The following is a 19,749-nucleotide window of genomic DNA, read 5'->3' as shown; positions in this document are numbered from 1 at the left end:
GGTCAGGAGCCCAGCGCCGCCACGTCGATGAAGAGCGAGTCGGCCCCGACCTGGCCGCCCTTGAGCAGCAGTTCGAGCCCGTCGATCGCCGGGTCCTCGGCATCGGCGCTCAGCAGCACGACGTTGCCCCACGGGTTCGCCGCGATCGAGAGGGACTCGACCCCGAGCAGGCGGGTCACGCGGCTCGACGTATCGCCGCCGCAGACGATCACGCGCCGCGCCGCGCCGTCGCGCGCGACGGTGGAGATCACGGATGCCGCGGCCTCGGCGATCGCCTCCAGCACCGGCCTCGCGCCCGAGGTTGCAGTGTCGGCGTCGTCGGAGGTCAGCACGACCCCGCGGCCTGCCCGGAGCGCCTCGAAGACCTCGGAGGCCACGGTCGCCGGCACTGCGCCGTCGAGCGGGAGCGGGCGGACCAGCCAGCCCGCGGCGGCTGCGGCATCCGCCTGCCGTCGTGTCTGCGCGGAGCGGCTGCCCGACACGACCAGCACCAGGCCCTGCGCGGCGGTCGATGTGGGCAGCGCCGGGGCGTCGCCCGGCGCTGCGGCGGCGACGCCATGGGACAGCCCGCCCGAGCCGATTGCGAACACCGGTGCGGGGAGCGCGCCGAGCGCCTCGCCGATGGTGACGAGGTGCTCGTCGGTGAGGGCGTCGAGCACGAGGCCGGCCTCGGTCGCGTCCTGAAGCCGCGCCGCGAGGTCGTCGAAGTCGACCAGCGGCACCCAGCCGATCGGAAGCTCCGTCTGGCGGCCGACGTGCACGGCGAGGTCGGCCTCGGTCATAGGAGTCGAGGGGTGCTGCGACATCGTCGGCTGCCGGTCGAGCCGGTACACGGTGCCTCGCTCGGCGGCGAAGTGCTGGCCGAAGAGCGTGTAGCGGCCGAAATCCGGCTGGGCGAAGAGCATCGGCACGGCGCGGTCGCCGAAGGCCTCGCGAGCGAGCTCGACGACCCGGCCCAGGCTGCCGACGTGCGGTGCGGAGTCCGCGGTCGAGCAGGCCTTGTACTGCACGAGCTGCGGCTCGAGGTCCGCGAAGGCGGCGAACACCGGTCGGAGCTCGTCGTCCATGTCCGCCGGCGCGAGGGACCGCGAGATGCCGGCCACGCCGATCACGTCGACCTCGTCCGCCGCGCGACGCAGTGTCGCGGCATCCGGAAGCCCCGTGAAGAGGCGCCCGGTCCACCCGCGCCGCGCGAACTGCAGCAGCGCGTCGACGCTGCCGGTGAAGTCGTCGCCGTAGAAGGCGACGCGCGCCCTAGACACGGACGGGGCCGAACAGCTCCGCCGCCCGGCGCAGCGCGGCGGAGTTCTCGAAGGCGTGGTCCGCGCTCTCGCCGCGCGCGGCCGACGCCCACGCCTCGCGCATGCTCGCCACCCCGGCGGCCGCACCGTCCGGATGACCGTGGATGCCGCCGCCGGCGAGCACGAGCAGGTCGGTGGTGCCGACCGCGGCGTAGGTGGCGTGGGCGAGGCCGCCCCATTGTCCCGACGACAGCACCGGAAGCGTCGGCGTGAGGCCGAGGAGCGGCTCGCGCACCGCCGCGATGGAGTCGAGCACCTGGTCGTCCGTCTCGTAGAACTTGTTGCTGATGCCGTTGGTGTGGAGGTGGTCGGCGCCGGCGAGGCGCGCGAGCTTCTGCCACGCCCGGAACCCTATCCCGACCTGCTCGGAGCGCCCGAACGAGCCGAACATCGCGCGGTGCCCGTGGATCGGAACGTCGCTGTGGCGACGGAGGAACTCCAGACCCGGCAGGCCGATCAGGTTCACGCACGCCATCACGCACGTTCCGCCCGCGCCGACGACGAGGTCGTGGTTCGCCTCGAGGCGCCCGATGTCGTCGGTGATGTTGAACGCGTACATGGGCTTGCGGCCGGTGCGGTCGGCGTAGCGCTCGAGCACCGGCATGACCGCGGCGACCCGCTCGGCGAGCGGGGCGCTGGGCCCGTTGCCCTGCAGCTCGTCGTCCTTGATGAAGTCGATGCCGGCCTCGGCGAGCTGCGACACCACCTCGGCGAGCTCGGCCGGCGAGAGCCCGATGCTGGGTTTGACGATGGTGCCGATCATCGCGCCGTCGGGACGGCCCATCAGCCGCCGCGTGCCCTCGACGCCGAAGGCCGGACCGGGATAGCGCTCGGCGAACGCCGGCGGAAGCTCGAGGTCGATGAGACGGATGGCCGACAACTCTTTGATCTCGAACAGGTTGCCCGCGACCGCCGCCAGGAGGTTCGGCAGCGAGGGGCCGAAGTTGTCGAGCGGGAACCGCAGCCGCAGCCGGGCGCGGCGGCGGAGCGCCGGATCGCCGACGGACCCGGGAAGGGGCGACGCGCCGGTGAGGGGGAGCTCTTCGATCGACTCGACCTGGGCGGCGAAGCGTGCACGCAGGTCGTCGGACTCGCGCTCGACGCGGACGAAGGTGCCGGTGGACTGCTCGCCGGCGAGCACCTCGGCGGCGTGCTGCAGCGGCAGCGAGGTCTCGATGACGTAGGTCGCGGTGACGTGCTGAACAGACATGCGCGTCACCACACCAGGGGGAGCCAGACCGACATCTCGCCGGCGCCGCGGTTGCCCCATGCGAAATAAGGGGCGAGCCGCACGGGCGCGGTGGCGAGATCGGCGTCGGCGACGTCGTCGTAGAGCGCGGTCTCGGCGGTGCCGGGCAGCACCACCGCCTCGGTCTCGAGGGCGACGACGCGGTGGCCGGCGATCACCGTCTCGGCCGGCGTGAACCTTGCGCCTCGGCGGAGCGCGACCTGCTCGAGCACGACGCCGTCGGCCAGATCGGCGCTCTCCACGCAGTACACGACGGGACCGCGTCGCACCGCGACCTGGTTGGTCGCCTCTTCGGCGAGGCGGTGGGCGCGGAGCACCCGGACCGGCATCGGCAGCGTCAGCTCGATGAGGTCGCCCTGCTGCCACTCGCGCTCGATACGGGTGTAGGTGCCGGGCTCGCTCGCCGCCACCCGCTCACCGTTGACGGTGAGGATCGCGCCCGACGACCAGCCGGGGATGCGCAGGTGGAGCGGGATGCCGCGGCCCGAAGCGTCCGTGACAGTGAAGGCGATCCTCTCGCTCCAGGGGTAGTCGCTGTCCTCGCGCAGGGCGAGCCGGCCGCCGTCCTCGGTCGTGACGTCGAGCGCACTGCCGCCGTACAGGTGGACGTACAGTCCTTCCTCGCCGACGGATGCCGCGCGCTCGTGGAACCGCGCCAGGGTGCGCGCGATGTTCGGCGGGCAGCAGAAGCAGCTGAGGTACGGCTCGCGCAGCCGCTCGTCGGACGGCGGGGGCGGCGGCGTCGGGTGGAGGGCCGTATCGCCCGGGCGGCGGAGCGCGAAGGGAAGGTCGCGTACCTGGCGCAGCGGGTTCGTGTAGAAGTACTCCGAGCCGGCGAGGCTGATGCTCGAGAGCAGGCTGTTGAAGGCCACCTGCTCGATGACGTCGGCGTACTTGGCGTCGCCCGTGAGCGACAGCATCCGCTCGCTCCACAGGATGAGGCCGATGTTCGCGCACGACTCGTTGTGCGCGGTGGTGTGCGGCAGCTGGTACGAGCGGCCGTAGGCCTGGTGCACGCGGCTGATCTGGTCCTGCCACGGCGAGCCGTCGGGCGACGCTCCGTCGTACAGCGCTCCCGCTCCGCCCGTGATGTAGAGCTTGGTGTCGACGACGTCGTGCCACAGCCGCTCGAGCACCGCCTCCAGCTCCTGGTCGCCGTTCTCGGCGATGAGGTCGGCGAGACCGGCGTACAGATAATTGGCGCGCACCGCGTGCCCCGCGACGACGGTCTGCTCGCGCACCGGAAGGCGGTCCTGGTTGTCGTCGCCGCCCTCGAAGTCGTCGCGCACCCGGATGAACGCCTCCGACAGCCGCAGGTACTGCTCATCGCCGGTCGCACGGTAGAGGTCGATGACGGCCATGTAATGGGACGGGCAGATGGCGCTGCGGGCGAGTTCCCGCGGCTTGTTCGTCGCGAGGTCCTCGAGGAAGCCGGCGGCCTTGCGCGCGGCATCCAGCAGGGTGGTCGACCCCGTCACCTCGTAGTGGCGCACGCCGGCGGTGATGAGGTGGCCGAGGTTGTAGGTCTCGAAGTTGAAGCGGTCGGCGAGGGCGATCGCGTCTTCGTGGTTGCGGCTCGAGATGATCGTCGGCGTGTGCAGGTACCCGTCGTCGCGCTGCACCGAGGCGATCAGCTGCGCGATCTGCTCGATGCGGGCCGCGAGCTCAGGGTCGGGGTCGGTCTCGAGGCGGGCGATGGCGGCCTCGAGCCACTTGTAGAAGTCGCCGTCCATGAACGGCGGACCGGCATGCTCGCCGCTCTCGAGGCCTGCGGCGATGCGGAAGTTCGTGAGACCGGCGCTGATGGCGGGGTCGCTCAGGGAGGACCAGATCTGGGGGATCGTCACGTCGCGCGTGCGATCGTGGATGTCTCCCCAGAAGCCGCTCGCCCAGCGCGCACTGTCGGCGCCGAGGGGTCGCAGCCGGGCGTGAGCCCGGGTCGCGGTCGTGGCGGTCATGGCTGTTCCTTCCGAGTGGCGTTCAGTCTCGTGCTCGCTGCGGCATCGCGGCAAGCCAGGTACGGTGCGGGTCAGATCAGGCAGCGTTGAAAGTTCTCGCAACGCTGCATGGAAATGCAGTCTAACCCCTGAATCGTGTCAAAGTGAATAGAATTTCAGTACTGACTGTTGACACACATCGAAATCGTGCCTACTGTCGTGCTCGTACCTTTCACCCGCATGGTCGTCGTCAAGGAGGACGCTATGAACACACGCAGCAACCGTCGCCGCATCGCGGCGCTGGGGATCGCACTCGCGGCGGTGCTGCCGCTGGCAGCCTGCGCCGGCGGCGGTGCCGACACCGACACCGGCTCCTCGGAGGGCGGCTCCGGCGCCGGCGGCACCGATCCCGAAACGTTCACCGTGATGACGGCGAACGAGAACCCCGTTCTCGAGGAGCAGCTCACCGCGCTCTCCGAGGGCGCCTGCGAGGCCGAGAACGAGGCGCTGCCGCTGGAGCACCAGAAGGTGGCGCAGGCCGACACGGTCCAGAAGGTCACGCTGCTGGCCAGCCAGGGCGCGCTGCCGACCCATACGATCGCGGGCACGGCGCTCATCCGTCCCGACGGCGACCTCAATGCGGCCGGTCTGGTCGGCGACCTCAAGGCAGCCCTCGAAGACGCCGGCACCTGGGACAACGTGCTGCCGGCCGCCGCCTCCACCGTCGAGCAGGTCTACGGCGGCATGTTCTCGATGCCGTACCAGTACAACATCGAAGGCATCTTCTACAACAAGGAGATCCTCGCCGACAACGGCATCGAAGAGCCCCAGACCTGGGACGACCTCGTAGACGCCGCCGACACGCTGGCCGGCGCCGGTGTCGTCCCGATGACCGAGGCGGGCGCCAACGGCTGGCCGCTCACCCGCATCATGGGCATGTACATCTTCCGCAACGTCGGGCCCGAAGCGATGGCCGCCGTCCGCGACGGCGACGCCAAGCTCACCGACCCCGAGTACGTCGCCGGCGCACAGGCGCTCGCCGACTTCGCCGAGGCCGGCTACTTCGGCGAAGGCTTCTCGACCCGCGACGGCGACACCTCGTCGAACATGTTCCTGACCGGTCAGGCCGCGATGACGTACGACGGCTCGTGGCTGCTGAGCGCGATCAACGACCCAGAACGCAATGAGATCGGCGGCGAGAACGTCGGCTTCATGCCGTTCCCCGAGGTCGACGGCGGCAAGGGCTCGATCGACCAGTACGCGGCGAACGCGGGCGCTCCGATGATCATCGACGCCGAGCAGTTCGGTCCGAAGGTCGTCGACTGGGTGAGCTGCATCGCGGAGAACTACGGTCAGCAGGCGCTGCAGGATGCCGGCGTCATCTCGGGCTTCAAGGTCAACGGCGACGTCACCGACATCTCCGAGAACACGGCCGAGATCCAGGAGCGGATCGCGGGCATCGACGAGACCGTACTGTGGTTCGAGGCCCTGATGGACTCGAAGAGCAACTCGCTGGCGTCGACCAACGCGACCCTGCTCACGACCGGCCAGATGACCGCCGAGGACTACATGGCCCAGCTGCAGGCGAGCATCGACGCCAACGGCTGAGACCCCGCACCGGCTCCCCGGGCGGTCGCCCGGGGAGCCGGCTCACGACAGAAAGCAGTTCGCAGATGAACTCGATCTTCGGAGATCGGAAGACGATCTTCATCCTGCTGGCACCGGCCCTCGTGCTGTACACCCTGCTCAAGGTGGTGCCGGTGGGCTGGTCCCTCGGCCTCTCGTTCTTCGAGGGCAACTCGCTGCGCGGCTTCGAGTGGGTGGGGCTGCAGAACTTCACCACCTTCTTCACCGATCCGGCCGCTCTCCAGTCGATGTGGGTGAGCGTCTTCTTCGCGATCGTGGCCACCGCCCTCCAGGTCGCCCTGGGCTACGCGCTGGCTCTCCTCTACGTCTTCGTCCTCCGCAAGGGCTCCACCCTGGTGCGGACGCTCGTCTTCTTCCCGACCGTGCTGCCGACCGTGGCGGTGGCCATGCTGTTCCGCAGCTTCGTGGCCGTCGGCGACAACCAGGGCCCGATCAACGACATCATCAACTTCTTCGGCGGTGAGAGCGTCGAGGTGCTGGCGTCGACCGTCGGCACGATGACCACGGCGATCGCGATGACGCTGTGGAGCTCGATGGGCTTCTACGCCGTGCTCCTCTATGCCGGCCTGCTCGACATCCCCGAGGAGGTCATCGAGTCGGCCCGGCTCGACGGAGCCAACGGGTTCAAGCTGGTCCGGCACATCGTGGTGCCGCTGTCGCTGCCGATCCTGCTGTCGTCGATCATCTTCAGCCTCAACGCCACCCTCAAGGTCTTCGACAGCCTGCTCGCCCTCAACGGCGGCGGGCCCGGCACTTCGACCGCGCCGATGACGCTGTACATGTACCGCACGGCGTTCGAGTACGCCGAGTACGGCTACGGCTCCACCATCGCCGTGATCCTCACGGCCCTCTGCCTCGTGTTCACCCTCGCGATCTTCCGATCGTCGCGTCGCAAGGCGGAGGTCTGACAATGACTCTGACCCAGACTGACACCGCCTACACGGTCGCCACCCCCACGGTCCGCAGGCCCGGGCCGAGCCGCGCGCGGCGCGGCCTCGTGAAGGCCCTGCGCCGGTTGCCGGTGTGGATCCTCGTCGCGGTCCTCATGATCGTGGTGCTGTATCCGCAGGTCTGGATGGTGCTGGGCTCGTTCAAGACGCAGTCCGAGTTCCTCTCCAACCCCGCGCTGTCGCTGCCCGAGACGTGGAACTTCGACAACTACGTCACCGCACTGACGAACGGCAACGTGGCGCGCAACTGGCTCAACAGCGTGCTGGTGACGATCCCGTCGGTGCTGCTCATCGTCTTCATCGGCGTCGCCGCGGGCTACGCGCTCGAGGTGATGATCTGGAAGGGCCGCAACGGGGTCCTCCTCTACATCCTCGCCGGCATCATGGTGCCCGGGCAGATGATCCTCGTGCCGCTGTTCATCACGTACTTCCGCATCGGCATCACCGACACGCTGTGGCCGCTCATCATCACGTACACCGTCATGGGTCTGCCCCTGACGACGTTCCTGATGGCGACCTACTTCCGGTCGGTTCCGCGTGAGATCTTCGAGGCGGCGACCGTCGACGGGTCGGGGCCGCTGCGATCGTTCTTCGTGATCGGCATCCCGATGATGAAGAACTCGATCATCACGATCGCGCTGGTGCAGTTCTTCAGCGTGTGGAACGACCTGCTCATCGCGCTGACCTTCACGACGCGGCCCGACCTCGCGACCATCCAGGTGGGTCTGCTGAGCCTGAGCGACGAGTACGGCTCGACGCAGTACGGACCGCTCTTCGCGGCCGTGAGCATCAACATCGTCGTGCTGCTGATCCTGTTCCTGACGCTCAACAAGAAGATCATGGCCGGCATGGCCGGCGGCGCCCTCAAGGGCTGAGAAGCTGGAAGGCTTGTTCGCATGACCTCGTCCGCACCCCGCATCGCGTTCCTGCACACCGGAGCCGTCAACATCGCTCCGTTCGGGGCACTGGCCACCGAGTTCCTGCCGAACGCGACGATCGTGAACTACCTCGACGACCGCATCGTCGCCGACCTGGGTGACCAGGAGCGGGCGGGCTCGGTGCCCGACCGGGTCGACGACCTCGTGCGCGCCGCCGCGGCTGGGGGAGCGGATGCGGTCATGTTCACGTGCTCGTCGATCTCGGAGCTCGCCGCGCCTGCCGCCGCTGCGGCCGGGGTGCCGGTGCTGCGCGTCGACGAGGCGATGGCGGATGCCGCGGTGCGGGCCGGACGCCGGGTGCGCGTCCTCGCTACACTGCCGACCACCTGCCGGCCGACGCTGGGACTGCTGCAGGAGCGCGCCGCGCTCGCGGGAGTGAGCCCCGAGTTCTCGAGCGAGGTCATCGAGGGCGCCTTCGCTGCGGTCGCGAGCGGTGACCGCGCCACGCACGACCGGCTGGTCGCGGCCGCCATCGAGCGGGGCGCGGCTGAAGCCGACGTCGTCGTGCTGGCGCAGGCATCCATGGCCTCCGCCGCCGATGCGGTCTCGGTCGACGTTCCGGTGCTCACCAGCCCGCGGCTGGGCGTCGAGCGCCTCGCCGCGTCGCTCGACGAGAGCTGACGCCTCGAGCCCGACGTCTCCGCCGGGCTCGAGGCGTTTCGTCTCGCTCGTTCCTCGCTCGCTCAACGACCGGGATGAGGCGTGACGTCTCGCTCGCTCGACGATCGGGATGGGGCGTGACGTCTCGCTCGCTCATCGACCGGCTGCTTGCACCGGTCGTTGAGCGGAGGGCGCTCCAGCGCCCGGAGACGAAACGCCTCGAGCCCGCCGACGGCGGCGGTGCGCTCCGGCCCCGGGGTCACCGCTCGGCGAGGGCCTCGGCGGAGCGGAGGTCGGTGACGAGCGTCGTGACCCAGTCGCCGGCGAGGGCACCGTGGATCGCCTCGAGCTTGCGCTCGCCGCCGGCGATGCCGACGCGGCGCGGGATGCGACGCAGGTTCTCCACCGTGATGGCGATGATGCGGTCGTCGAGCGCCCCGCGCACGAGCGAGCCGTCACCTCGGAAGATGCGGTGGCAGATGTCGCCCACGGCACCCTCGTCGAGGAGAGCCTGCCGCTCCTCGGCGGGGAAAGCATTGCCGCTCGTGGCGAGCACGTCCGACGGCTCGATGCTGCCGATGCCCATGATCGCCATCGTGAGGTCGTTCCAGTGGCGCGCGACCTCCTGCATCGACGGATCCCGCAGCAGGCTGTCGCGGATCGCCGGGTCGCCGACGATGCCCGGCGCCTGCACATAGACCGGCTCGGCGCCGAGTGTGCGGGCCAGCTCGCCGAGGATGCGGTTGGAGTGGCTCTGCGCCTCGGGCGCGCCGACGCCGCCCAGCAGCTGCACCACCTCCGTCGCCCCGCGGACGGTGAAGGGGCGCATGCGGTCGACCATCGCGAGGATCGTCTGACTCCACGACGAGACGCCGATCCGGTCGCTGCCCGAGAGCGTCGCCTCCAGGTAGGCGGCCGCTCCGGCGCCGAGCGACGCGAGCAGCTCGCCCTCGTCGGCGTCGTGGTCGACGTCGACCACCACGGCCTCCGCGAGCCCGTACTTCTCCTCGAGCTGCTCTTCCAGCTCGGCGTAGACGCCTGGCGCGACGGTGACGATCGTCCGCACGATGCCGACGGATTCCGCGCGCTTGAGCAGACGCGAGACCTTCGCCTGTGAGATATTGAGCGCGGCCGCGATGTCGGCCTGGCGCACGCCGCGCTCGTGGTACATGCGCGCGACTTTGGTGAGCAGGCGCACCTGGCCGTCTGCGGGCCGGGTGTAGGGCGTCAGGGGCACGGTGGTCTCCGATCGTGGCGATCCGAGGTGTATTCGGATTCGCTAACGAAAGGATATTCACTCTGAGGCCGTGAAGCCAGCCCTAGTTCTGGCGAGAAACACCTGATCGGTGCGCAGAGGCGCGAATGGCGGCGGGCCCGCCCGGCGTGGTGCGATCGTCGACTCCGCCCGTCGCACGCGAACGACGCGGATGGCGGATGCCGCGGCCCGCGGCATCCGCCATCTGTGAGGCGTCAGGGTGCGGACGTGGCCGTCCGCGGTCGGGATCAGACGGGCGCGCCGACCCCGACCGGCACCTCGACGACACGGGTGTGGATACCGGGGCTCAGCGTCTCCTCGGGAGAGCCCTCGAGGTCCAGCACGGCCTCGGTGCCGACGGGCACCACGACCTCGACGTGCAGCTGGCCGTCCGCGATGCCCCACGAGATCGCCGCCTCGCCGTAGGCGGTGAGCTGGCGGGCCGAGGCGGAGGTGAGTCCGCCGCCAGGGCGCGGGGCGAAGCGGATGCGCCGGTAGCCGGGGGCGTCGGGAGCGAGGCCGCCGACGACGCGGTGCATCCAGTCCGCGACGGCGCCCAGCGCGTAGTGGTTGAACGAGGTCATCTGGCCGGGGTTGACGGTGCCGTCGGGCAGCAGCGAGTCCCACCGCTCCCAGACCGTGGTCGCGCCCTGCTCCACCTGGTAGAGCCACGACGGGCATTCGCGCTCGAGGATCAGGTCGTAGGCGGTCGGCACTTGGCCGCCCGCGCTCAGGGCATCCGAGACCAGCGGCGTCCCCACGAAGCCGGTCGCGATGCGGTTGCCCGCCTCGTGCACGAGCTGAGCGAGACGTGCCGCCGCGGCATCCCGCTTCTGCGGATCGGTGATGAGGTCGAACCGCAGGCCGAGGGCGTAAGCCGTCTGCGCGTCGCTGGTCATGGTGCCGTCGTCGTTCACGTAGGCGCCCTCGAAGGCGGCCACGACCTCGTCGGCGAGCGTGTCGTAGTGCGCGCGCTCGTCGCCGAGTCCCAGCACCTCCGCCATGCGCGCGACGGTTCGCGCGGACTTGGCGAAGTAGGCCGTCGCGACGAGGTAGCGGTCGGTGAGCGCATCGGCCGGGTCGTCCGGCGGGGCGGCCGGGTCGAGCCAGTCGCCCAGCTGGAAGCCGGTGTCCCACAGCCGAGAGGGGCCGGAGAGGCGCTCGAGCAGATCGACCCAGCGGCGCGCGCTGTCGAACTGCGCGCGCAGCACGCCGGCGTCGCCGAAGCGCTCGTACAGCGTCCAGGGCAGCAGGGTGGCGACGTCGCCCCACGCGGCGCCGGGGCGCATCGGCGTCCACTTGTCGACCGCGGGGATCACCGGCACGTACCAGGGGACCGTGCCGTCGGGGAGCTGCTCGATCGCGACGTCGCGGAGCCAGCCCGAGAGCATGCCCGACACGTCGAAGAGCGTCGACGCCGTGGGGCCGAAGACCTGGATGTCGCCCGTCCAGCCGATGCGCTCGTCGCGCTGCGGGCAGTCGGTCGGGATGTCGACGAAGTTGCCGCGCATGCCCCACACGACGTTCTCGTGCAGGCGGTTGAGGGCGGGGTCCGACGACTCGAACCAGCCGGTGCGCTCGAGGTCGGTGTGGTACACGCGCGCCACGAGTGCGCCGGCCGCCGCATCGGCGTCGAGGTCGCCGGGCCACCCTGTCACCTCGACGTAGCGGAAGCCGTGGAAGGTGAACCGCGGCTCCCACTCCTCGACGTCGCGGCCGGCGAGCGTGTAGTTGTCGGTCGAGCGCGCTGCGCGCAGCGGTCGCGTGTAGATCTCGCCGTCCTGCATCACCTCGGCGGTGCGCAGCGTCACCGTGGTGCCCGCGTCGCCCGAGACCCGGATGCGCACGCGACCGACGAGGTTCTGCCCGAAGTCGAGGATGCGTGAGCCGCTGGGGCCGGTGAGCACCGCGATCGGCCGCAGCTCCTGGGTCGCGCGCACCGGCGGAGCCGTCGGCGCGACCAACGTGGCGGGGTCGCGATGGCGCTCCTGCACCCCTTCCCAGCCGGTGTCGTCGAAGTCCGCCGTCGACCAGCCGGGCTGCTCCGCGCGCGCGTCGTAGTCCTCGCCGTCGTAGAGGCCGCTGTGCAGGATGGGGCTCGGCGCGGAGCGCCACGACACGTCGGTGGCCACGACCTCGCGACTGCCGTCGGCGTAGGTCAGCTCGAGCTGGCCGAGGAAGGACTGGTCGTAGCCGTAGACGTTGCGGAAGCCGCCGCGCCAGCCCAGTCGGCCGCGATACCAGCCGTCGCCGAGCCAGGCGCCGAGAGCGTTCACGCCGGGGCGCACCAGGTCGGTGACGTCGTACGTGTAGTACCGCAGCCGGCTGCCGTACACCGTCCAGCCGGGCGAGAGCGTGTCGGCGCCGACGCGCTCGCCGTTGAGCTCGGCCTCGTAGACGCCGTGCGCGGTCGCATAGAGCCGTGCGCGCACGATGTCGTCGCGCACCTCGAACGCGCGGCGTACGAGTGAGGGCCGGCGCTCGTCGGAGTGCGGGTTCTCGTTGCGGAAGGCGCCGACCGGGCGCGCAGACCAGTCGCCGGGCTCGAGCAGTCCCGCTTCGAGAACCGTGGGGACGGATGCCGCGGACCACGCGCCGTCCGCACCCCTGACGGCTATGCGCATCGTGACGATCTCGCGCGAGCGCAGCGGGTCGGCCGGCCAGTCCACGAGCACCTGCTCGGGCGAGTCGACGACGTACGTCGTGACGTCGCCGCCGCGGTCGACCTCGACGGAGTACGCGGTCTGCCGCCAGCCGGACGGTGCAGACGCGACGCGCCACGAGAGGCGCGGCATCGGCTCGCCGATCCCGAGGGGTTCGCGGTGGTGTTCGATGCGGGGTGCGTCGACGGTGACGGACATCCGTGTTGTCTCCTTGCGCTGTGGCCGGGGCGTGGCGAAACGTTTCAAGATGGGAGTTTGGCACCGATTTCGAAACGTTTCAAGTACGCTGTCGAGGGAGCCGCGACCCGGGCGGCAGAGGAGGATTCGATGACGATCGGTGTGACAGGCAGCGGCGGCAAGCTCGGCCGCGCGGCGATGGAGCGACTGCGGGCCGACGGGCACGACGTGATCGGGTTCGACCTCGCCGGAACCCCCGGCATGGGCTTCACCCGCGTCGACCTCACCGACTTCGGGCAGACGCTCGACGCGTTCCTCTCGGTGACCGCGCGCCACGACGGGCTCGACGCGCTCGTGCACCTCGCGGCGATCCCGGTGAACGGCCTGGTGCCGGATGCCGCGACCTTCCACAACAACATGACCGTGTCGTTCAACGCCCTGTTCGCCGCGCACCGGGCAGGCATCCGCACGATCGTTCTCGCCTCGAGCATCACCGCGATGGGCTTCCCGTTCGACGAGGCACCGCCCTCTCTGCCGGTCGACGAGGACTACACCAGCGCGAACAACACGTACGGACTCGGCAAGGTGGCCGAGGAGGCGATCGCGGCCCAGCTGGTCAGGTGGCATCCCGAGACGTCGATCACCGCCCTTCGCTTCACCAACGTCGTCGACGCCGACGAGTACGCGACGTTCGACCGCGCCGCAGAGCCGGACTACCGCCGCGACCTCGTCGGCTCCTGGATCGACGCTCGCGACGGCGCCGAGGCTGTCGCGCGGGCGCTCGCGGCGGCGGAGCCGGGGTTCGAGGTGTACAACGTGGCCGCTCCCCGCTCCGGCAACGCGCAGCCCTCGCGCGAGGTCGCGGCGCGCTGGTTCCCGGGCACCCCGATCGCCGAAGACCTCGGCGAGTTCGAGTCGCTGATGTCCACCCGCAAGATCCGTGAACGCCTCGGCTTCGTCGCCGAGCACGACTGGCGCTGATGGCACCGGCGGGCATCCGGGACGTCGCGGCGCTCGCGGGCGTCTCGATCGGCACGGTGTCGAACTACCTCAACCACCCCGACAGGCTGTCGGCGGCGATGGGCCGCCGCGTGGCGGACGCCATCGAAACACTCGGCTTCGTGCCGAGCAACGCGGGCCGCCAGCTGCGACTGGGCGTGAGCACCGTCATCGGCTACCTCGCGGCCGACATCGGCAATCCGCACTTCGGCGAGATCGCTCAGAGCGTGCAGCACAGAGCAGCAGAGCTCGGCCTCTCCGTCTTCCTCGCCGACTCTCAGGCGGATCCCGCGCAGGAGGACGCGTACCTCGACGCCTTCGCGCAGCATCATGTGCGGGGCCTGCTGGTCGCCTCGCACCATCCGGTCGAGGAGCGGCTCGCGCTGCTGCGCCGTCGCGGTACGCCCACCGTCCTCGTCGGCCAGCACGCGCAGTCGCCCGAGCAGCCGTCGGTGTCCGTCGATGAGGTCGCCGGGGGGCGCTTGGCCGTCGCCCACCTCGCGGAGAGGGGATGCCGCCGCCTGGCGTTCGTCGGCGGGCCCGACGACGTCGTGTACGTGGCCGCGCGACTCGACGGAGCGCGTGCCGAAGCTGCCGCCCGCGGCGTCGACCTCGAAGTGATCCCGGTTGCCGAGCGCTCGCTCGCGGCCGGACGCGAGGCGGGAGCGGCGATCGCGGCGCGGCCAGCGAACGAACGGCCCGAGGGGATCTTCGCCGTCAACGACCTGCTCGCGCTCGGGATGCTGCAGGAGCTCGTGGCCCGCGGCGTGCGCGTTCCCGAGGAACTGGCCCTCGTGGGCTACGACGACAACGAGTTCGCCGAGGCGTCGCTGATCCCGTTGACCAGCATCAGCCGCCGCCACCGGGACGTCGGCTCGACGGTCGTCGACATGCTCTTCGAGACGCTGGAGGGGCGGTCCCTCGCGCAGATGCACCGCGTGCTCCAGCCTCGGCTGATCGCCCGGGAGAGCACCGCCGGCTTTGCGGTGCGGGGCGTCTGAGCGGCGCTCAGCCGGCTGCCGCCCGGCCCACCGGGGCCGAGTCCATCGGCGCTCCGACCACCGGCGACCAGGCACGTGCGATGCCGCGCATCTCGGGCTGGGAGTATCCGCCGATGTCGACGGGGGTGCCGAGGCGCTGCACCGCGCAGTAGTAGTGCTCGAGGCGGTCGCCGGTGCGGATGACCGCGGGCTTGTGCGCGTGCCAGTCGTCGATCGCGCCGGCCACGCCGGGTGCCACCAGCACGGCCGGCGACTTGGTCCAGGTGACGAGGTCGGGAGAGGTGGCCAGCAGATCGACCGCCGGGCCGCCCGCGCGCAGCCCGAAGTAGAACATCAGCCACGTTCCGTCCGGAGCGCGCAGAACGAACGGGTCGGAGGCGAACCGGTCGTCGGGAGCGCCGGCAGCGCCGACGGGCAGCAGCGGAGCATCCGACACGCGCTGCCACGACGTGAGGTCGTCCGACACGGCCGCACCGGTCTGCTCGATCCAGCGACCGTTGGCCCGGTCCTTCGCGTTGTAGAAGAGCCAGAAGCGGCCGTCATGGCGCAGCAGGTAGGACTTGTAGAGGCCGCCGCGTTCCCATGACCCGCCGTCTTCGGGGCGCAGCAGCTCGCCGGCCTCTTCCCATTCGACGAGGTCGCGGCTGCGCACGAATCCGATGACGGCCGAGCCCTCTTCGTAGCCGGCATCGGGGTACGCGTGATAGGTGCCGTAGTACCAGTCGTCGATCGCTGTGAGCTCACCCGGACCGTAGAGGTCGGTGTCGCGCAGGATCGAGGTGAGCGCGGCGTTGTGCCGGCGGTGGACCGATCCCGGGTCGCGGGGGAACACCAGCCGCGGCGCGGACCACCGCGTCCCGTCGTGCCACGCCAGCCCGGTCTGATAGCCGCGCCCGTCCCACCCCACGACCGTCATGCCGAGCATGCCGTCCTTGCGGAACACGAACGGGCAGTCCACGCCGTGGCTGTTCCAGTCGCCGGCCCGGTGGGTGGGGGCGACGACGAGGGCGCCGCCTTTCGCGGTCGGGCGGACGCTGGCGGCGAGATCCTGCACATCGATCATTTCGGTGTCTCCGTGGGACGAGATCGGGGGTCGACGGGGACTCAGGGCCGCGGCACGAAGCCTTCGGCGCGGATCCTCCACCCGTCGGGCAGGCCGCGGCGCGGTTCGCCGTCGTCGTCGGTCGCGAGCATCGCGACCGCCGCGAGCAGACCGCCGTTTCCGGGCAGGTACAGCGGCAGCCGGTTCGGCACCTGGAAGTTGTGCCCGCTCGACAACGAGCGATTGCGGGGCAGATCGGTCAGCAGCAGGTCGAATGCGGTATCGAAGCGGCCCAGACGTGTCGCGCACATCGCCAGCAGCGGGAAGTCCCACCCCCACGTCGAGTTCCACTCCCACGCCTCGAGCACGTGGTCGAGCGTGCTGGCCATGACGTCGGGATCGACGAGGCGCGTCGGCGGGACGAAGCCGTACGCACCGACGAGGGACGGATGGTCGATGAGGGCGGTCGCCCCCCGCACCGCCTCGTACCGGCCGCCGGCGATCGGGAGCGGCGCGATGCCGTCGACGGCGCGGCGCCATGCCTCGGGTACGTCGCGGCCCTGCCGCCGCCGCCACTCGCACGCGGTCTGCAGCGCCCACAGCACGTAGGCGAGCTCGAACGTCGGGTCCCACGTGGTCGCGGCCTCGTAGCGCTCCTGCGCCGGCATGAGCGGCGGCGCGAGGTGAGCGGTGCCGTCCTGCCACCACACGAAGCCGGCCAGGAACTCGGCAGTCTCATCGACCAGTTCCGCGTACTGCTCGAGCACGCCGGTGTCTTCGCGGCGGGCCTGGTACACCAGCTCGGCGAACGAGATGGGGTGTGGCTGCTGCCAGAGCAGCAGCGGTCCGATCTCGTTGGGGCTCTCGACCCCCTCCGGCCCGACGTGCTTGGGCCAGCGCGCGCCGGGGTAGCCGTTTCGGGCCGCGTTCTCGCGGGCGACCGGCAGGATGCGCTGGTACCACGCCAGACTGCGTTCGAGAAGCGCCGGCCGGCCCCACATCGGGAAGTGCGCGGCGTGCCACCAGTGCATCTCGAGGTGGAACGTGCCGCCCCACGAGTTGCAGACCAGACCGCTCTCCTGGGGCGGCAGCGAGCCGGCGCACTGAATCGCGGTCAGGTACTGCGACAGGACGATCCGTCGCTCGAGCTCGTGCGCACGCGGGTCTTCTGATCGCGACAGGTCGACGAAGGCGCCCTCGCTCCAGTACGCACGCCAGTGCTCCGCGGCGGCCGCGAAGGTCTCGTCGGCGGTGGGGAGGGGAAGATCGGATGCTTCGGGCGCGAACTCGACGACGAGCTCGATGTCGTCCGCCTCGGGCACGAGGTCGATCGCATGCCGCGCGGAGGCCGAGACGCGGCATCCGCTCGCCCGCACCTGCACGGTGTACGCCGCCTCGTCCACGCGGCGGGTGATGCGCACGATGCCGTCGTCGCCGACCTCGACGTCGGTGGAGTGGGCGCCGGGGCGGGTCCAGTCCTCGTCGGCCTCCCAGGTGTCTTGGATGGTGGCGAACGAGATGCGCAGCGCCGCAGCGCCCGCGGTGAAGAGCTCGGACGACGCGGAGACGGCGAGGATGTCGCGGTCGGGGTGCACGGCGGTGCGCGTGCGCGTGCGGAGCCCGCCGAGGGCGAATGTGCTGTCGAGCAGGCCGCTCCACAGATCGAGCGTCTGCGCGGTGCCGGTGATCTCGCCGGGATCGGAGACGGGCTCGCCGGTCACCGGATGCCGCAGCACGTACGCGACGCGGCCGAGGTGGAGGCGCTGCGGGTTCACCCAGTAGTAGTAGCCCGCCGGCTGCAGGCGACGGGCATCGGCCTCGGTCAGGCGCCAATCGTAGGTCGTCGGGTGGTCGACGGGCGAGCCGTCGGGCCGCTCGAAGCGCACCATCGTGTCGTCGAGCGTGAGCCCGTCGGGATTGGGGGCCCAGTGGAACGCCCACTGCGCCTGGGTTCCCAGGGGCGTCGCGCTCCGCGCATCGGCGCGCGCCGATGCGCGGCTGTGCCAGTCGGCGAACGTCTGCAGGCCTGTGGCATCGGCGGTGAAGCAGAACTCGCCGTTGCCCACGGTGAGCGGTGCCTCCGCATCGACCCGCGTTCGGCGGATCCGATGCCGGTCGACGACCGCGTGTCTGTGTATCGCCGCAGCGGCGTCGATGGGGCTCATCCCTTGACCGCGCCGGACGTCGCACTGCTCATGACCTGCTTGCGGAACAGGAGGAAGACGACGATCAGGGGGAGGGTCGCCAGGAGCGTCCCCACCATCACCACGGGGTAGTCGCTGGTGCCGTAGTTGCCGTTCAGCTGCTGCAACGCGACGGGCAACGTGTACAGGTCCGAGTCGTTGAGCACCAGCAGCGGCCACATGTACTCGTTCCAGTTCCACATGAACTGGAAGACGGTGAACCCGGCGATCGCGGGACGCAGTGCGGGAACCCCGACGTGCCAGAACACGCGGAGGAAGCCGGCGCCGTCGACGCGGGCCGCCTCGATCACCTCGTACTGCACGGCCTCGCGCGCGGCCTGCCGCATCCAGAAGATCCCGAAGGCGCTGGCAGCGCCCGGCACGATGAGCGGCAGGTAGGTGTTCAGCCAGCCGAGGTCGACATAGATCTGGAACATCGGCACGAGCATCACACCGGTGGGCAGCGTCATGGTGGCGAGCAGGATGCCGAAGAGCCAGTTGCGGCCCGGGAACCGGTACATCGCGAAAACGAACCCGGACAGCGCCGCGATCGTCACCGTGACCAGCGTCGCGATCACCGAGACGACGACGGAGTTGAGGAACGCCTGGCCGAAGTCGATGCTCTCGAAGAGCCGCCCGATGTTCTCGAAGAGCTCGGGCCCGGGGATCAGCCGGGGAGGGCTCGAGAAGATGTCGGACGTCGTGCTGGTCGACATGACGATCAGCCAGTAGAACGGGAACGCGAACAGCGCGGCGGCGGGGATCAGGACCAGATGCTGCAGCCAGGCGCGACGAGGGGTCTTCATCACATCTCGTTTCGGCGTCGGGCGATGACGCGGGAGTTGAGGATGGCCAGGAGGATCAGCACGACGAAGATGCCCCAGCCGATGGCGGTCGCGAAGCCGAGGTCGGGTCGCACTGTAGGCAGCGTCGCCCCCATGTAGCCGACCTGGAGGAACATCAGCGTCACGACGGAGTTGTCGGGGCCCCCGAGGCCGTTGGTGAGCACCTGCGGCTCGGTGAAGATCTGAAAGCCGCTGATCGTGCCGGTCACGGCGACGAAGAGGATCGTCGGCCAGATCATCGGAACCGTGATGGAGCGGAGAATGCGCCACGGGCCGGCGCCGTCCAGGCGCGCGGCCTCGTACAGCGAGGGCGGGATCGACGAGATGCCGGCGAGGAAGATCACCACGAAGTAGCCGAAGCTGCGCCAGAAGATCATGAGCGCGACCACGAGCCGCACGCCCCACTCGGTGGTCATCCAGGGGACAGCCGACAACCCGATCGCCTCGAGGAACGCGTTGATGATGCCGTACTCGTTCGAGAAGACCGACTGGAAGACGATGGCCACCGCCACGATCGAGGTCACCTGCGGCAGGAAGAACAGGGTCTGGTAGAGGCCCTTGGCGCGCAGCTTCGGCGAGCTCAGCAGGGCCGCAGCGCCGAGCGAGGCGAGGATCACCGGAACCTGCGCGATCACGAAGATGATCACGGTGTTGCTCAGCGCTCCCGCGAACTCTCCCGAGCTGAACAGGCGCTCGAACTGTTCGAGGCCGACCCATTCCGGCTCGCCGAGGCCGTCCCACGAGACCATCGACAGGTACACGGCGAACACGAGGGGGAAGAGCCCGAAGACGGCGAACAGGATGTAGAACGGCGAGATCGCCAGGTACTCGCGCCAGTAGCGGAGCAGTGCCGGGCGACGGCGTCGGGATGGCGGCACGGGTGCCGGTGTCGTCGAGGGCGGAGTCGCCGTCGAAGTTGCGGTCGAGGTCATGATGCTCCCTGGAAGGCGGGGGCGGCGCGC

At 70.3% G+C, this 19,749-nt stretch carries 15 protein-coding genes; 6 read left to right on the top strand and 9 right to left on the bottom strand.

Annotated features, from left to right (window positions below; translation table 11 throughout):
* Nucleotides 1–2 precede the first annotated feature (2 nt).
* Genes MRBLMI12_RS06660 through MRBLMI12_RS06650 form a run of 3 tightly spaced genes read right to left on the bottom strand, consistent with a single transcriptional unit; the run spans nt 3 to nt 4,508 of the window.
* Nucleotides 3–1,262 carry a four-carbon acid sugar kinase family protein gene (locus tag MRBLMI12_RS06660; protein WP_363355001.1) on the bottom strand — a complete coding sequence of 420 codons (1,260 nt, stop codon included), beginning with the start codon at nt 1,260–1,262 and terminating at the stop codon, nt 3–5.
* Nucleotides 1,255–2,511 (bottom strand): ribulose-bisphosphate carboxylase large subunit family protein, encoded by a 1,257-nt coding sequence (locus tag MRBLMI12_RS06655; protein ID WP_363354999.1) that lies wholly within the window; start codon nt 2,509–2,511, stop codon nt 1,255–1,257. The genes MRBLMI12_RS06660 and MRBLMI12_RS06655 overlap by 8 nt, the downstream gene beginning before the upstream one ends.
* A 5-nt stretch (nt 2,512–2,516) precedes the next feature.
* The gene (locus MRBLMI12_RS06650) at nt 2,517–4,508 is read right to left on the bottom strand and encodes a glycoside hydrolase family 127 protein (RefSeq protein ID WP_363354997.1); all 1,992 of its coding nucleotides are present in this window, start codon (nt 4,506–4,508) and stop codon (nt 2,517–2,519) included.
* Between the two features lie 243 nt (nt 4,509–4,751).
* Here MRBLMI12_RS06650 and MRBLMI12_RS06645 point away from each other — a divergent pair, with 243 nt between their 5' ends.
* The 4 genes from MRBLMI12_RS06645 to MRBLMI12_RS06630 all read left to right on the top strand — a co-directional run bounded on the left by MRBLMI12_RS06645 (nt 4,752) and on the right by MRBLMI12_RS06630 (nt 8,643).
* Nucleotides 4,752–6,095 (top strand): ABC transporter substrate-binding protein, encoded by a 1,344-nt coding sequence (locus MRBLMI12_RS06645; protein WP_363354995.1) that lies wholly within the window; start codon nt 4,752–4,754, stop codon nt 6,093–6,095.
* 65 nt (nt 6,096–6,160) lie between these two features.
* Nucleotides 6,161–7,042 carry a carbohydrate ABC transporter permease gene (locus tag MRBLMI12_RS06640; protein ID WP_363354993.1) on the top strand — a complete coding sequence of 294 codons (882 nt, stop codon included), beginning with the start codon at nt 6,161–6,163 and terminating at the stop codon, nt 7,040–7,042.
* Nucleotides 7,043–7,044: 2 nt separating this feature from the next.
* On the top strand, nt 7,045–7,959 hold the full coding sequence (locus tag MRBLMI12_RS06635; protein ID WP_363354991.1) for a carbohydrate ABC transporter permease: 915 nt from the start codon (nt 7,045–7,047) through the stop codon (nt 7,957–7,959).
* Nucleotides 7,960–7,980: 21 nt separating this feature from the next.
* Nucleotides 7,981–8,643, top strand: a complete 663-nt coding sequence (locus MRBLMI12_RS06630) for an aspartate/glutamate racemase family protein (protein ID WP_363354989.1) — start codon at nt 7,981–7,983, stop codon at nt 8,641–8,643.
* 238 nt (nt 8,644–8,881) lie between these two features.
* Here MRBLMI12_RS06630 and MRBLMI12_RS06625 read toward each other — a convergent pair whose 3' ends face one another.
* Nucleotides 8,882–9,859, bottom strand: coding sequence for a sugar-binding transcriptional regulator (locus MRBLMI12_RS06625; RefSeq protein ID WP_363354987.1), 978 nt, complete (start codon nt 9,857–9,859; stop codon nt 8,882–8,884).
* A gap of 266 nt (nt 9,860–10,125) precedes the next feature.
* Complete coding sequence (locus MRBLMI12_RS06620) at nt 10,126–12,738, bottom strand: family 78 glycoside hydrolase catalytic domain (protein WP_363354985.1); 2,613 nt, start codon at nt 12,736–12,738, stop codon at nt 10,126–10,128.
* A 129-nt stretch (nt 12,739–12,867) separates the two neighbouring features.
* Here MRBLMI12_RS06620 and MRBLMI12_RS06615 point away from each other — a divergent pair, with 129 nt between their 5' ends.
* Together MRBLMI12_RS06615 and MRBLMI12_RS06610 are read left to right on the top strand one after the other, a co-directional pair.
* Entirely contained in the window at nt 12,868–13,698 is an 831-nt protein-coding gene (locus MRBLMI12_RS06615; RefSeq protein ID WP_363354983.1) for an NAD-dependent epimerase/dehydratase family protein, read from the top strand.
* A complete protein-coding gene (locus MRBLMI12_RS06610) occupies nt 13,698–14,717 on the top strand; it encodes a LacI family DNA-binding transcriptional regulator (RefSeq protein ID WP_363354981.1) in 1,020 nt (339 codons plus the stop codon). The genes MRBLMI12_RS06615 and MRBLMI12_RS06610 overlap by 1 nt, the downstream gene beginning before the upstream one ends.
* A 7-nt stretch (nt 14,718–14,724) precedes the next feature.
* Here the strand turns inward: MRBLMI12_RS06610 and MRBLMI12_RS06605 are convergent, their stop codons facing one another.
* The 4 genes from MRBLMI12_RS06605 to MRBLMI12_RS06590 are packed head-to-tail and all read right to left on the bottom strand — an operon-like array spanning nt 14,725 to nt 19,719.
* Nucleotides 14,725–15,780 (bottom strand): family 43 glycosylhydrolase, encoded by a 1,056-nt coding sequence (locus MRBLMI12_RS06605; RefSeq protein WP_363354979.1) that lies wholly within the window; start codon nt 15,778–15,780, stop codon nt 14,725–14,727.
* Between the two features lie 41 nt (nt 15,781–15,821).
* On the bottom strand, nt 15,822–17,924 hold the full coding sequence (locus MRBLMI12_RS06600) for a hypothetical protein (protein ID WP_363354977.1): 2,103 nt from the start codon (nt 17,922–17,924) through the stop codon (nt 15,822–15,824).
* Nucleotides 17,921–18,748 carry a carbohydrate ABC transporter permease gene (locus MRBLMI12_RS06595; protein ID WP_163630496.1) on the bottom strand — a complete coding sequence of 276 codons (828 nt, stop codon included), beginning with the start codon at nt 18,746–18,748 and terminating at the stop codon, nt 17,921–17,923. Before MRBLMI12_RS06595 ends, MRBLMI12_RS06600 begins: the two co-directional genes overlap by 4 nt.
* On the bottom strand, nt 18,748–19,719 hold the full coding sequence (locus MRBLMI12_RS06590; RefSeq protein WP_363354975.1) for a carbohydrate ABC transporter permease: 972 nt from the start codon (nt 19,717–19,719) through the stop codon (nt 18,748–18,750). The genes MRBLMI12_RS06595 and MRBLMI12_RS06590 overlap by 1 nt, the downstream gene beginning before the upstream one ends.
* Nucleotides 19,720–19,749: the final 30 nt, after the last annotated feature.

This window comes from Microbacterium sp. LMI12-1-1.1 (genome assembly GCF_040676455.1).
Lineage (GTDB): Bacteria > Actinomycetota > Actinomycetes > Actinomycetales > Microbacteriaceae > Microbacterium.
The sequence above is the reverse complement of the archived record's forward strand: the minus strand, read 5'-3'. Positions and strand labels throughout refer to the sequence as shown.

Excerpts from the sequence above, each read along its gene's own strand:
- MRBLMI12_RS06650 (WP_363354997.1), bottom strand. The coding sequence starts at position 4,508 with ATGACCGCCACGACCGCGACCCGGGCTCACGCCCGGCTGCGACCCCTC.
- MRBLMI12_RS06635 (WP_363354991.1), top strand. The coding sequence starts at position 7,045 with ATGACTCTGACCCAGACTGACACCGCCTACACGGTCGCCACCCCCACG.
- MRBLMI12_RS06600 (WP_363354977.1), bottom strand. The coding sequence starts at position 17,924 with ATGAGCCCCATCGACGCCGCTGCGGCGATACACAGACACGCGGTCGTC.
- MRBLMI12_RS06640 (WP_363354993.1), top strand. The coding sequence starts at position 6,161 with ATGAACTCGATCTTCGGAGATCGGAAGACGATCTTCATCCTGCTGGCA.
- MRBLMI12_RS06610 (WP_363354981.1), top strand. The coding sequence starts at position 13,698 with ATGGCACCGGCGGGCATCCGGGACGTCGCGGCGCTCGCGGGCGTCTCG.
- MRBLMI12_RS06605 (WP_363354979.1), bottom strand. The coding sequence starts at position 15,780 with ATGATCGATGTGCAGGATCTCGCCGCCAGCGTCCGCCCGACCGCGAAA.
- MRBLMI12_RS06615 (WP_363354983.1), top strand. The coding sequence starts at position 12,868 with ATGACGATCGGTGTGACAGGCAGCGGCGGCAAGCTCGGCCGCGCGGCG.
- MRBLMI12_RS06630 (WP_363354989.1), top strand. The coding sequence starts at position 7,981 with ATGACCTCGTCCGCACCCCGCATCGCGTTCCTGCACACCGGAGCCGTC.
- MRBLMI12_RS06590 (WP_363354975.1), bottom strand. The coding sequence starts at position 19,719 with ATGACCTCGACCGCAACTTCGACGGCGACTCCGCCCTCGACGACACCG.
- MRBLMI12_RS06595 (WP_163630496.1), bottom strand. The coding sequence starts at position 18,748 with ATGAAGACCCCTCGTCGCGCCTGGCTGCAGCATCTGGTCCTGATCCCC.
- MRBLMI12_RS06655 (WP_363354999.1), bottom strand. The coding sequence starts at position 2,511 with ATGTCTGTTCAGCACGTCACCGCGACCTACGTCATCGAGACCTCGCTG.
- MRBLMI12_RS06620 (WP_363354985.1), bottom strand. The coding sequence starts at position 12,738 with ATGTCCGTCACCGTCGACGCACCCCGCATCGAACACCACCGCGAACCC.
- MRBLMI12_RS06645 (WP_363354995.1), top strand. The coding sequence starts at position 4,752 with ATGAACACACGCAGCAACCGTCGCCGCATCGCGGCGCTGGGGATCGCA.